This is a genomic window from Pseudomonas californiensis (assembly GCF_021147775.1).
Taxonomy (GTDB): Bacteria; Pseudomonadota; Gammaproteobacteria; order Pseudomonadales; family Pseudomonadaceae; genus Aquipseudomonas; species Aquipseudomonas californiensis.
Genome location: NZ_JAGTPK010000009.1, coordinates 42,671 through 55,648, shown reverse-complemented (window position 1 = coordinate 55,648; position 12,978 = coordinate 42,671). Strand labels below are relative to the sequence as shown.

At 59.1% G+C, this 12,978-nt stretch carries 12 protein-coding genes; 9 read left to right on the top strand and 3 right to left on the bottom strand.

The features are described 5' to 3' along the window. Positions 1 to 3: 3 nt before the first annotated feature. From KDX37_RS10780 to KDX37_RS10770, 3 genes are all read left to right on the top strand, one after another. Complete coding sequence (locus KDX37_RS10780) at positions 4 to 1,245, top strand: thiolase family protein (RefSeq protein WP_231652855.1); 1,242 nt, start codon at positions 4 to 6, stop codon at positions 1,243 to 1,245. 47 nt (positions 1,246 to 1,292) lie between these two features. Further along, positions 1,293 to 3,050 carry an acyl-CoA dehydrogenase family protein gene (locus tag KDX37_RS10775; RefSeq protein ID WP_231652690.1) on the top strand — a complete coding sequence of 586 codons (1,758 nt, stop codon included), beginning with the start codon at positions 1,293 to 1,295 and terminating at the stop codon, positions 3,048 to 3,050. Positions 3,051 to 3,130: 80 nt separating this feature from the next. Further along, the gene (locus tag KDX37_RS10770) at positions 3,131 to 3,475 is read left to right on the top strand and encodes a hypothetical protein (protein WP_231652689.1); all 345 of its coding nucleotides are present in this window, start codon (positions 3,131 to 3,133) and stop codon (positions 3,473 to 3,475) included. Between the two features lie 49 nt (positions 3,476 to 3,524). Here the strand turns inward: KDX37_RS10770 and KDX37_RS10765 are convergent, their stop codons facing one another. Continuing rightward, positions 3,525 to 3,914, bottom strand: coding sequence for a RidA family protein (locus KDX37_RS10765; protein WP_231652688.1), 390 nt, complete (start codon positions 3,912 to 3,914; stop codon positions 3,525 to 3,527). Between the two features lie 142 nt (positions 3,915 to 4,056). On the opposite strand from KDX37_RS10765, the gene KDX37_RS10760 reads away from it, so the two are divergent. Continuing rightward, complete coding sequence (locus KDX37_RS10760) at positions 4,057 to 4,992, top strand: LysR family transcriptional regulator (protein ID WP_231652687.1); 936 nt, start codon at positions 4,057 to 4,059, stop codon at positions 4,990 to 4,992. Between the two features lie 64 nt (positions 4,993 to 5,056). Here the strand turns inward: KDX37_RS10760 and KDX37_RS10755 are convergent, their stop codons facing one another. After that, positions 5,057 to 6,112 carry an aldo/keto reductase gene (locus KDX37_RS10755; protein ID WP_231652686.1) on the bottom strand — a complete coding sequence of 352 codons (1,056 nt, stop codon included), beginning with the start codon at positions 6,110 to 6,112 and terminating at the stop codon, positions 5,057 to 5,059. Between the two features lie 241 nt (positions 6,113 to 6,353). After that, the gene (locus tag KDX37_RS10750) at positions 6,354 to 7,034 is read right to left on the bottom strand and encodes an SDR family NAD(P)-dependent oxidoreductase (RefSeq protein WP_231652685.1); all 681 of its coding nucleotides are present in this window, start codon (positions 7,032 to 7,034) and stop codon (positions 6,354 to 6,356) included. A 304-nt stretch (positions 7,035 to 7,338) separates the two neighbouring features. Here KDX37_RS10750 and KDX37_RS10745 point away from each other — a divergent pair, with 304 nt between their 5' ends. The 5 genes from KDX37_RS10745 to KDX37_RS10725 all read left to right on the top strand — a co-directional run bounded on the left by KDX37_RS10745 (position 7,339) and on the right by KDX37_RS10725 (position 12,978). Further along, positions 7,339 to 8,433, top strand: coding sequence for an NADH:flavin oxidoreductase/NADH oxidase (locus KDX37_RS10745; RefSeq protein ID WP_231652684.1), 1,095 nt, complete (start codon positions 7,339 to 7,341; stop codon positions 8,431 to 8,433). A gap of 98 nt (positions 8,434 to 8,531) precedes the next feature. Then, positions 8,532 to 8,867, top strand: a complete 336-nt coding sequence (locus tag KDX37_RS10740; RefSeq protein WP_231652683.1) for a hypothetical protein — start codon at positions 8,532 to 8,534, stop codon at positions 8,865 to 8,867. Between the two features lie 246 nt (positions 8,868 to 9,113). Beyond that, positions 9,114 to 9,602, top strand: coding sequence for a (2Fe-2S)-binding protein (locus KDX37_RS10735; RefSeq protein ID WP_231652682.1), 489 nt, complete (start codon positions 9,114 to 9,116; stop codon positions 9,600 to 9,602). Further along, on the top strand, positions 9,599 to 10,591 hold the full coding sequence (locus tag KDX37_RS10730; RefSeq protein WP_231652681.1) for an FAD binding domain-containing protein: 993 nt from the start codon (positions 9,599 to 9,601) through the stop codon (positions 10,589 to 10,591). The genes KDX37_RS10735 and KDX37_RS10730 overlap by 4 nt, the downstream gene beginning before the upstream one ends. Beyond that, the gene (locus tag KDX37_RS10725) at positions 10,588 to 12,978 is read left to right on the top strand and encodes a xanthine dehydrogenase family protein molybdopterin-binding subunit (RefSeq protein ID WP_231652680.1); all 2,391 of its coding nucleotides are present in this window, start codon (positions 10,588 to 10,590) and stop codon (positions 12,976 to 12,978) included. The genes KDX37_RS10730 and KDX37_RS10725 overlap by 4 nt, the downstream gene beginning before the upstream one ends.

The window sequence follows — 12,978 nt, the reverse complement described above, 5'->3', positions numbered from 1 at the left end:
CGCATGAGTGGCGGCGGACAATACTCGGTATTCAGCGACGTTGCGATTCTGGAGTCGGTGCGCACGCCATGGATTGATCTGGGCGGCGCGCTGGCGCAGATTTCACCGATTGATCTGGGTATCAAGGTGGGCCGTGAAGTGCTGGCTCGAGCTGGCGTGGAGCCGGCTCAGGTGGATAACGTTCTGGCAGGGTCCATGGCGCAGGCCAGTTTCGATGCTTACCTGTTGCCGCGCCACATCGGGTTGTACAGCGGCGTGCCGCAACAGGTGCCGGCGCTGGGAGTGCAACGCATCTGCGCGACCGGCTTCGAGCTGTTGCGCCAGGCCGCCGTGCATATACGTGATGGCGGGCAAATGACGCTGTGTGTCGGCGCCGAGTCGATGTCGCGTAATCCGATTGCCGCCTACACCCACCGCGATGGCTTTCGTCTGGGCGCTGGGGTGCAGTTCAAGGACTTTCTCTGGGAGGCGCTCTATGACCCGGCCCCGGCCATGGACATGATCGCAACCGCAGACAACCTTGCCCGACGCTATGGGTTGAGCCGCGAGATGACGGACGGCTATGCGCTGCTCAGTCATCAGCGGGCACTGGGCACCCACCAATCGGGTGGGTTTGCGGCAGAGATCGTCCCGGTGGTCACCGAGCGTTTCAAGCTGGACGGCCACCAGCCGCGCGGCATAGAGCTGCCGCGACGTGTGGAAAGTGTCACCCGCGACAGTCATCCGCGCGCCACTGATCTGGCAGCTTTGTCGCGATTGCGCGCTATTCATGATGACGGTGTGCAAACCGCAGGCAACAGCTGCGCGGTGGTCGATGGCGCAGCGGCGGCGCTGGTCGGCAGGGCCTCTCAGGCCAACGGCCCGGTATTGGCGCATTTGCTCGCGAGCGCCGTGGTCGGTGTTGACCCGGCGTTCATGGGTATTGGCCCGGGGCCCGCGATTGAGCTGTTGCTGCAACGCAGTGGGCTGGCACTGAGCGATATCGGCAGGGTCGAGGTCAACGAAGCGCAGGCGGCGCAAGTCCTGGCCGTCGCTCAGGTGCTGGAGCTGGAAACTGACCGACTCAACGTCCAGGGTGGTTCTCTGGGGTTGGGCCACCCATTGGCTGCAACCGGATTACGGCTGGTCATGACCCTGGCTCGACAACTGCGCGAAGACAATCTGCGTTACGGCATCGCCGCGGCCTGTGTAGGTGGCGGTCAAGGCATGGCATTGCTGATCGAGAACCCGACTTACCGGGGCTGATCCACCCACGCTGCTCTGTATTTCTGAGCCATGACCATGGAGGCGCTATGTGGCACTACCAACCGCCGTTGCAAGACATCCAGTTTGTGTTGGAGCACTGGCTGCAGGCGCCAGCGGCGTGGGGCCGTACAGCCGAATTTTCTGGTCTGGATCTACCGCTGGCCATGCAAGTGCTGACGCAAGCCGGGCGCTTCAGTACCGATGTGCTGGCGCCGCTCAATGCCAGCGGTGACCGTCAAGGCTGTTCGTATTCAAACGGGCAGGTGACGACACCCACAGGCTTTGCACAAGCCTATGAATCGTTCGTCGAGGGAGGCTGGCCAGCCTTGGCCTGTGCCGAGCGCCTGGGCGGACAAGGGCTGCCGAACCTGCTCGACGCCGCGTTGCAGGAAATGCTCTACGCCTGCAATCACAGTTGGGCGATGTACACCGGTATCGCGCAGGGTGCCTACCTGTGCCTGAAGACCCATGCCAGCGAGTGGCTGCAAGACACTTACCTGACGTCGATCATCACTGGTAAAGCGCTGCCGACCATGTGCCTGACCGAGCCGCAGGCGGGCAGCGATGTCGGCTTGCTGCGCTGTCGCGCCGAGCCTTTCGAAGACGGCAGTTATCGGCTCAGCGGCAACAAGATCTTTATTTCCGGCGGCGAACACGATCTGACCGACAATATCCTGCATCTGGTGCTGGCCAGGTTGCCGGATTCTCCGCTTGGCAGTCGCGGTATCTCGCTGTTTCTGGTACCCAAACGTTTGGAGGACGGCAAGATCAATGCCGTTCGCTGCGAAGGGATCGAGCACAAAATGGGCATCAAGGGCAGTGCGACCTGCTCACTGGCGTTCGAAGGTGCTACAGGCTGGCTGATCGGCGAGGCGCATCGAGGCCTGTCGGCGATGTTCGTGATGATGAGTTCGGCACGCTTGCACGTAGGTCTGCAGGGTCTTGGTCATGCCGAGGCAGCCAGCCAGAATGCGTCGGCTTATGCAAGGCAACGCATACAGATGCGCGCGCCGGGCAGGCCCGAGGGCGCAGCTACCCAAGCGGCCGACCCCATTCACTTCCATCCGTCAATGCGTCGAACATTGTTCGAACTCAAAGCCTGTACAGAAGGCATGCGTGCGATTGGTTACTGGACAGCGCACCTGCTTGATCAGGCCGAGCATCACGTGGACCCGGTCGTTCGCCAGCAGGCCGGTCAATGTGTGGATCTGCTCACGCCGATCATCAAGGCGTTTTTCACCGAAAAGGGCTTCAATCTGTCGAGCAAGGCGCTTCAGGTGTTTGGCGGTTATGGCTACATCACCGAGTTCGTCATTGAGCAGACGCTACGCGACAGCCGTATTGCCATGATTTACGAAGGCAGCAATGAGATTCAGGCCAATGACCTGCTGCTGCGCAAGGTATTGGCCGACCAGGGGCACGCAGTCGCCGAACTGATACGGGTCATGAAGCAGGAGGCGCAACTGGCCGAAAGCCTGACGGTCTGCAGCCTGTTTGCTGAACAACTGAACACCGCCTGCCAGCAACTGGAGCAGGTCGTCAGCGACATCAGCGCACATGCGTTTCAGGACAGCGAATACCCGTACCGCGTCGCCCCTGATTTTCTGACATTGTGCGGTCTGACGCTGCTGGCGTTTGCCTGGACGCGAGCTGCCCGGGTGTCACAGGCGCTGCCGTCTGAAGATCCGCAGCGGCTCACCAAGCCCGAAACCGCGCGGTTCTTCTTCGCCTACCTGATGCCCGAGCACGCCCGGGCGGTATTGAGCATCGAACACGCCAGGGCGCCGTTGCCGTTCACGGTTTGAAGCCTGACTGCCAGTTAGCCCTTGACCGCACTGCGCCGAACGGTGAATCTTCGTGGATTGTGACCCACGGACTCTGTTCTATGCGTGCCCTCGCCGAACTTTCATTCGATTTCATCTGGCATCTGATGTTCACGGATGACGACCATCTCGACCCGGATCTGGCGGTTCGGTCGCTGGAAGGGCTGGCTGACTGCTTGACAGTCATGAGTGATGAGGAGAGAAGGGCGTTCATCTGCGTGGCACGTGAACGTAAAGCACGTCTGCTGGCTGATCCGGATGAGCATGGCTATACGCCAAGACGCCTGGTTACTGAAGAACAGGCGCAATTTCTGGATCACATACTGTCAGGGCAGTTCTTTGCCCAGTTTGAAACCACCGCCAGCCATGACCTGCCTGACGGTGTTGTGCCTATTCGTACCTATTGATTGGGCGGCCACCGGTATGGCCTGCTGCTCCTCGTCAAGTTCGAGCCGGTCAAGGCAATTTGGCGATGACCTTGATCTCGAACTGGAAGCCGTAAAGCCATGTAACGCCCACGGCAGTCACGGTCGGATGCGGCGCGCTGCCCCAGAACTCCGGTACCACTTCCCAGATCTTTTCAAATTTCGTTTCTGGATCAACGATGAACACGGTCACGTCGACCACATCGTCAAACGTGCAACCGGCTGCCTTCAAAACTGCATTCAGGTTATTGAAGGCCAGACGAACCTGCGCCTGAAGTTCCGGTTCGGGTGAGCCGTCCTCACGGCTGCCTACCTGGCCGGAAACGAACAGGAAGCCATCCGAGCGGATGGCAGGCGAATAACGGTTGCGCTCATAGAGCGCTTGGCGGCCAGCAGGAAAAACAACATCGCGTTGTGACATGGGTGCGTCTCCATCGATAGGTCAGAACGACCTGTGATCAGTGATGGGATGACTTTAGGAGCTTGCGCGGGTGTGATAAACGAGCAACGCTAGCCAACACTGTTTGGGAAACTCAAACAATCCAGTTGTTGGCGGAGCGCAGATGGACAGATTCGATGCAATGCAGGCATTTGCCCGAGTGGTGGAAACCGGCAGCTTTACCAAGGCTGCAGGCACCTTGCACATGAGCAAGACCAGTGTCACCCAGTTGATTCAGCAACTGGAAGCGCGCCTGCGGGTCAAGCTGCTCAACCGCACCACACGGCGCGTCAACCTGACGGCTGACGGTGCGGTCTTCTATGAGCGCGTCGTCAGGCTTCTCGCGGACATGGATGACGCGGAAACCAGCTTGTCCAGCGCCGCAACGCTACCCAGAGGTCGTCTGCGTGTGGATGTGCCGAGCCCGTTCGCCAACCTGTTGTTGATGCCAGCGCTACCAGCCTTTCACGCGAAATACCCAGACATTCAGATCGACATGGGCGTCAGTGACCGCATCGTCGACATGGTGGGTGAGCACGTGGACTGTGTGGTGCGCGGAGGGGAGATCGCTGACCAGTCGCTGATGGCCCGGCGGGTGGGTGATCTGAAATTGGGCGTATATGCCGCGCCTTGCTACCTGCAGCGAATGGGTACGCCGATCAGCCCGCAAGCTCTTGAAGACTCGCACCATCGAGTGATTGGCTTCCTGTGGGCGCGCACCGGCAAAGCGCTGCCATATGCCATGCACCGTGACGGTGAACGCGTTCAGGTTCACGGGCACTACGTGCTGGCTGTGGACGACGGCAATGCCTATCTTGCGGCAGGTCTTGCGGGGATGGGCGTTCTGTGGCTGCCGGACTACATGGCCAAGGCACAGGTGGCGTCCGGTGCCCTTGTACCGCTGTTCAGCGACTGGCGGCTGGACTCGATGCCGATGTATGTCGCGTTTCCACCCAATCGGCACATCAGCATCAAGGTCCGGGTATTCATCGATTGGGTGGCTGAGCTGCTGGCCGAGCACGCGCCGGTGATCGGCCCGGTTTCTGGCTCACCGCGATGACTTCAGGGTTCAGATGATCCGTGTAAGTTAACGCTCGCAGTCGCCAGCGTGCGCTCGGCAATGTCTATTCAGCCAATTCTCTCAGTGCCTGCTCGCTGGAGTCTGTGTAACGGTGGCGTTGCAAAACACCAAAGCGGCCGTAGGGATAGTCGTCGGGGGCTGGTGCACTGACGCTATTGAGCGCCGAAAGTGTTTGCGAATCCAATGTCAGCTCGGCAGCACCGAGGTTATCGGTAAGTTGATCCAGCGTCCGGGCGCCGATGATGACTGAGGTGACTGACGGGCTACTGCCTGCCCAGGCCAGCGCAACCTGACTTGGTGTGATGCCCAATTGAGCTGCAGTCTCTTGAACGACTTTCAGGATGGCCCAGTTACGGCTATGTCTGAAGAGCTCTTTCCCCATGTGTCGGGTCATGACGTCATCGTTGTTCAGACGGGCTTGCGAAGTCTGAGGACCATCTTTAGCGTACTTGCCACTCAGAAAGCCTCCCGCCAGGGGGGACCACGGTAACAGCCCAACTCCATTGTGCAGAGCAGCGGGTATCACTTCGTAGTCACTTTCGCGATACACCAGATTGTATTGCTGTTGAAGGGTGATGGGCGCCGGAATGCCCATGGCTTTGGCAGTGCTGATGAAAAGCTGAAGCTGCCAACCGGTCATGTTGGACAAGCCAATGTAATGGACCTTGCCTGCTCGCATTGCCGCATCCAGGAAGGACAATGTCTCTTCCACCGGCGTCAACGGGTCCCAGCCGTGCATCTGGTAGAGGTCAATTGTCTCGGTACCCAGACGACGAAGCGAGGTTTCCAGTGCGCGTTTGAGGTGTGAGCGGGAGGTTCCGCAATCGTTGATATCCCGACCCGTCCCGAAGCGTGCTTTGGTAGCAATGACGACATGGCCCGTATTTTCCTTGCGTCGTGCAAGCCAACGTCCCAGCAATTGTTCGGAAGCACCACCGCCGTAGACATCGGCGGTATCAATCATGTTGCCGCCGGCGTCAAAAAACGCATCCAGAATCGCAAATGCTTCTTTCTCGGGCGTTTCAGAGCCGAGCCCCATTGTTCCCAGAATCTGGTTCGAGACGATAAGGCCTGACTTTCCAAGTGAGCGATATTTCATTCAGATTCACCATAGGCGTCTTGAGTTTTAGAACTCGCGGGTGTGTGTTTGCCCGGTCCGCAAGGGTTGCGGGATGGCGCGAGACCAAAGGTCAGCCGTGAGCGAGCGAAGTTGAGAGTTCATACCAGGCCGCGAGCTCGTCGTGGCGCTTGTCGAGTTCCCGTTCGAAATATCCGACGGCGTCACTGCCAGCCGTGAAGCGCAGCGGAGGCTTTTCGGCGTTCGCCAGGATCACGAGTGCCTAGGCGAGTTTCTTTGGATCATTGGCCTGCTTGCCATGTACGGCGAGAACAGCCTCACGTGATCCGGCTGGATTTTGTGCGTAATCATCAATAACCTTTTCCGCAAATCTGACTGAATGACTGCTCAGAAAGTCGGTCCTGAAATACCCGGGCTCAACCACGGTCACGTCGAGACCAAAAGGCGCGACTTCGAGCGCCAGGCACTCAGTGATGCCCTCGACTGCATATTTCGTAGCGCAGTAGGCAGACGCTCCCACACCACCGTGATAGCCGGCGACCGAGGAAATATTGATGACATGGCCTCGTCCTTGTGTGCGCAAAACTGGTAATGCCGCCCGAGTGACGTTCAAAAGCCCGAACACGTTAGTTTCGAACTGCTCACGAACCTCAGCGTCCGTGAGCTCCTCCAGTGCGCCCAGCACGGCGTAACCCGCGTTGTTGACCACCACGTCGACTTTACCGAACTTCTCGACAGCGGCGCTGATCGCATTAACCGCCTGTGTTTCATCGGTAACATCGAGGGCGACGGGAAGCAATTTATCGTGCTCTCCCAGCGCCTTAATGACAGCCGTTACATCCCTGCCTGTCGCAACAACCTTGTCGCCCGTAGCGAGTGCTGCTTTGGCAATCTCAGTGCCCAGGCCGCGGGTCGTGCCTGTGATAAACCATACTTTGCTCATAGACGGGGCCTCGTAACAAGAGCGTTGACGAGCGATCTTTTGAAGGCTCGGGCAAGCTCGTGTTCATGGGTTAATGGCATTCCATTGTCACGCTGAGCCCCTTGAAGGGTTTGCCGACTTCGTTCGATAACTTGCCTAAAGCAACGAATCTCAGCTTCATGAACCTTCCGCAAACCCGCCAAGGTTCCTGGCTTGTTTACCAAGTCTTCGTCGTTTTGTGCAGTCTTCCGCTTTTATCAGGCAACTCTCGAAACGCGCGCTCACTTCATAATTTGCCCATCGCAACTATCAAGTGGATGAGCCGATGACCTCCCTGTTTTCACCCTACTCACTGAAGGACGTAACGCTGCGCAACCGGATTGTTGCGTCGCCGATGTGTCAGTACCAGGCCGTCGACGGCGAGTTGAATGACTGGCACAAAACGCACTATGAAACGCTTGCCAAGGGCGGTGCCGGACTGGTCGTGGTTGAGGCGACTTCGGTGAGTCCCGAAGGGCGCATTACTCCAGGCGACGCCGGTTTATGGAGCGACGCTCATGTGGCGAGCTTCACGGGGATTGCCTCGGTCATAAAAAAAGCCGGCGCAGTGCCTGGCATCCAGCTGAGTCATGCCGGACGCAAGGCAGGTTGCACGCCGCCCTGGGAGGGCGGTCACCCGCTCCAGGAAGGCGATGCGAGGCGCTGGACGCCTGTTTCGTCGAGCGCCCTCCCGTATGTGCCAGACTCATCCTATGTTCCCGACGCGCTCACAGTGGAAGGTATCTGGCGGATACAGGCTGATTTTGCAGATGCTGCAGCTCGAGCGCTTCGCGCTGGCTTTGAGTGGCTGGAGTTGCATTTTGCGCACGGCTTTCTGGCCCAGAGCTTCATATCTCCCAAGGCCAACCTGCGAAGCGATCAGTACGGCGGCTCGCTGCCAAACCGGGCGCGCTTCCTGTTGGAAACGGTTGCGGCGGTCAAAAAGGTCTGGCCGCGCAATCTGCCGTTGACGATACGTTTCGGCACCGTCGATTTTGATGAAGACCTCAAAGTGTCCATGGCTGAGTCTGTTCAGGTTCTTCAGTGGCTAAAGGACGGAGGCGTTGATTTTGTCGATTGCTCGCTCTCCCTTGCAGTGCCAGGTGAGCCGGTGCCGTGGGCACCCAATCTCATGGTCCCATTCGCCGAGCGCGTGCGAGCCCAGACCGGCTTGCCCGTGGGTACCAGCTGGATGATCACGGACCCGCATGAAGCGGACTATTTCATACGTTCCGGCTCCGTTGACCTTGTCTGCCTCGCCAGAACGCTCCTGGCCAATCCTCACTGGCCGTTCCAGGCGGCGCGTGCATTGGGTGTTGCCGAGCCGGCTTCAGTGTTACCGACCCCCTACGCTTACTGGCTGCAAAACTGGGCTGGCTGATGATGAGCGGCGTGCCTGCCACTTCATGAATGCAACGGCACGTCGCGTCTTCGGAACGGGAGCCCCTCTGTTGCTGGACGGCATGCCGGAGGTATTCCATGAGTGAGTCACTTGAAAGAACAGGTTTCAGCCAGTCTGTGGAAATCCTTGTCAGTCCCGGCATGGTTCAAGCTCTGGTACAGGCGCTGACACTACGAGTTGGCCAACTTGATCGCCACCACAATGGCTTCATCGGCGCGAGTCTGCGAGTGAGTGAGCATCAAGGCACGGTTCATCTCGATGTGCACTGGGCATCCAGAAAGGCGAGTGAAGAGGCGTCGGCCCATGCCAGACCTGATGACCCCGACTGGCTGCAAGTGGGGTATGACTATCAGGCGCGGTCGATCATATTCCGCACCTTTGTCGTCTACGCAGATGTCCGGGCGCTGGACTGACTTACGACACCGATCTTGGGTTTTCCGCTCGTGACTGGCGCACGCTGGCGGTCCGCTCGTCATTTCAGGCACTTCATACCTTTGTAACGCCTTGTTACAGCGACTGAAAAATCCAAGCGCTCATTGGACTAGGCAATAAATACGGCCGATCAGGCAATCCCATCTCTGTCGGGCTGAGCATACTTGCAGGCAGCGTATCGATCGACCTGTTCGCTTGAAACTGGCGCATATCCCTGGAGAGCCATCATGGCAGACCATCTTACAATTCAGCTCACTGTCAACGGCGTTTCGCGAGCCTTTGAGCTCGACCCGCGCACGACATTACTGGACACCCTTCGCGAGTACGCGCTCCTTCCCGGGACCAAGAAAGGTTGCGACCAAGGCCAATGTGGCGCCTGTACCGTGCATCTGGACGGGGAGCGGGTATTGAGTTGCCTGACCCTGGCTGCTCAGGCACAAGACCGCAATGTGACCACGATCGAGGGGCTTGCCGACGAAGATGGCACGCTGCATGCGGTGCAGGCCGCGTTCGTCGAATGTGATGCCTTTCAATGTGGGTACTGTACGCCCGGGCAGATCATGTCAGCCGTTGCCTGCATTCGTGAGGGTCATACCGGATCTGATGAAACCATTCGCGAATACATGAGCGGCAACCTCTGCCGCTGCGGCGCCTACCCGCACATCGTCACGGCGGTACGCACCGCGGCCGAACGTTTGCAGGGGCGCAACGCATGAGAGCATTCGATTACGTCCGCGCTCATGATATCCCCACCGCTCGCCAGCAAGGAGGCATGCCGGAAACGCGTTTTCTGGCCGGGGGCACAACTCTGCTCGATTTGATGAAATGCAACGTAGAGCGTCCTGCCCGATTGGTAGATATCGGTCACCTGCAGGGCCTGAACACAATCGAGGTAAGCAGTGAGAAAATCCAGATAGGTGCGTTGGCGAAGATGAGCCATGTCGCCGCTGACCCAAGGATCATCACCCAGGCTCCCGTTATCAGCGAGGCGCTGTGGCGAGCTGCTTCCCCGCAGTTGCGCAACATGGCCTCCATCGGTGGGAATCTGATGCAGCGCACGCGATGCACGTATTTTCGCGACCCAAGTGCCTATCCTGAATGCAATAAACGCAACCCGGGCTCAGGGTGTGCAGCGCTCAATGGCATCAATCGCAACCATGCGGTGCTTGGCACGAGCGAAAGCTGCATCGCGGTCTACCCAGGGGATCTGGCCGTTGCATTGGTAGCCTTCGACGCCAGGGTCTTGATTCGCGGCGCCATTGATCGTCAAGTGCAGGTCGAGGACTTCTACAGACTGCCGGGTGCACGGCCGGACATTGAGCACGACCTTGCTGCAGGCGAGATGATCATCGGCGTCGAGGTGCCAGTGGTGGCGGCCCTCAAACGCTCCCACTACCTCAAGGTGCGAGATCGCGCTTCGTATGAGTTTGCGGCTGCAAGTGCCGCCATCGGGATCGAATTCGAAGAGGACGGCCGTACCGTGAAGGATGTGCGCATCGCATTGGGTGGGGTGGGTACTCGGCCGTGGCGCGTACGCGCAGTCGAGAAAGCTTTGATAGGCAAACCATTTACCGAGCGCGTGATCCGTGAGGCTGCCCGGCATTCAGTGACCGGGGCTCGGGCTCGAGAGCACAACGGCTTCAAGATTGTCCTGGCACCGCGCGTCGTTGCGCGGGCATTGATGACCGCTGGAGGTCTGGTATGAGTGATGTTCTGAACCCTGATTTCTCTCGCCGGACTTTGCTGAAAACCGCTGTTGCAGGATCTGCTGTTGCCTATACCGGGCTCGTGCTGAACCCGTTGACCGGTGAAGCTGCGCCGCTCCCGCAGCGTGAGCAAAATGGCTCCCTGGGCGAGCGAGCAACTCGCCAGGACGGTGGGCTCAAGGTGACGGGACACGCTCGTTATGCCATCGAGCACGCCATCGACGGCATGCTTTACGGCGTGGCCGTCCAATCGACCATTCCCGCAGGCCGGATCGTCGGGATTGACATCAGCAGCGCCGAGAAGGCGGCCGGCGTGGTCGCCATTTACACTCATCAAAATCCGCTGGATATCAAACCGGCGACTCCTTTTATCAGAGGCGGCGCGGCAACTGAAAACTTCACGCCACTGCAGGATGATCAGGTTCGCTGGAATGGTCAGCACATCGGGCTGGTGGTCGCGCGAACTTTCGAACAGGCAACCGAAGCGGCCAGTCTGCTGAAGGTCACCTATCAGCCAACCGTGGCGATCATCAACCCGGATGATCCGCGTGCAAAACCCCAACCTATCGATGACCTGCAAGCCAAGTGGGGGGACGCGCCAGCCGCCCTCGCGTCCGCTGCGGTCAGGATTGAAGGCGTCTATACGACGCCCCGTGAGTACAATGTCCCGATGGAGCCCCATGCCTGCATCGCGCATTGGGAGGCAGACAAACTGACGGTCTACGAGTCAAGCCAGTGGGTCGGCGGAGCGCGCAACGTGATTTCCCAATGGATGGGCGTTGATATGGCCAACGTACGGGTGGTCTCGCCTTTCATTGGCGGCGGGTTTGGTTGCAAGGTGGCACCGCATCCTCATGTTGCGATGGCCTGTGCTGCTGCGAAAGCACTGGGAAGGCCGTTGAAAGTATCGCTGACACGTCCGCAGACGTTCACCAGCTATGGCGGGCGGCCTCGCACCGGCCAACGCCTGGCGTTGGGCGCTACGAAGGAAGGCCGGCTGGTGTCAGTGGTCCATGAAGGTTGGAACGAAACGGCAATTGACGACACCCACCTGGAACCCAGCACCGGTGTGACAGCGTTGATGTATGCCACGCCGAACATGCTCGCCCGTCACAGCATCATCCCCGTGAACACAGTGAACCCCGGCTGGATGCGCGCACCCGGTGAGAACATCAGCACTTATGCGCTTGAAACAGCCATGGATGAGCTGGCTTTTGAACTGGGTCTTGACCCTGTCGAACTGAGGCTTCGCAACTGGGCATCTCATGACCAGAAGGCAAACATTCCGTGGACGACGCGTCGGCTACGAGAGGGGTATATCGCGGGCGCCAATGCCTTCGGTTGGGCAAACCGCAACCCAAAGCCCCGCTCGATGCGTAAAGGCAGAGAACTGATCGGCTGGGGAATGGCAGCGGGTACCTATCCGGTCTGGCGCACTCCGGGTGAGGCCAAAATCGTTATTCATCAGGATGGACGCATAGAGGTGTTGAGCGCAGGCACTGATCTGGGAACCGGCACTTACACGATCCTTGCACAGACCGCAGCTGAAGTACTCGATGTTCCGACACGTTCGGTCAAGGTAAGCCTTGGCGACACCGATCTTCCGCGTGCGCCGATTGCCGGCGGCTCCCAGCTTGCAAATAACCTGACGGGTGCGGTTTACAAGGCGGCCAAGTTGGCGCGAAGCGAGCTGTTGAGGGTGGCGACGACGGAGTCGAAATCGCCTCTGCACGGCATGGATGTCGCAAATCTGGTGTTCAGGAACGGCAGGATCAAACCGTCCCAGCGCCCGGGCGATGGCGTGACGCTGGGCGATTTGCTGAAAGCTATCGGCAAGGAGCGCTTCGAGGTTTCAACCGACACGTTCACGGCGGGGGCGACCGAGGCCGACCGCAATGCCGCAGCGCATGGATTCAGCCAAATGCTCCCCGCGACCCATGGCGGCGCTTCCGCTCACAGTTGGGGTGTGCATTTCGTAGAAGTGCGGGTGGACGAGGACTTCGGCACGGTCAAGGTAGAGCGCATGGTCGCAGCCTTCGACAGCGGCAGGGTGTACAACCCCAAACTCGCAGAGAGCCAGTGGATGGGTGGAATGATCATGGGCATCGGACAAGCGCTATTCGAAGAAGGCCACGTTGATCGGCGAGACGGCCGTATCGTCAATGCAAACCTGGCTGACTATGTCGTGCCGGTGAATGCCGACGTGCCTGAGATCATCACCATCGACGTTGGCATACCTGACATGCAGGCCAGCGCCCTGGGTGGAAAAGCTGTGGGTGAGTTGGGGATTGTGGGCGTGGCGGCGGCCATTAACAATGCGGTATATCACGCCACCGGCAAGCGCATTCGCGACCTTCCGATCACCCTGGACAAGCTGCTTGCGTAA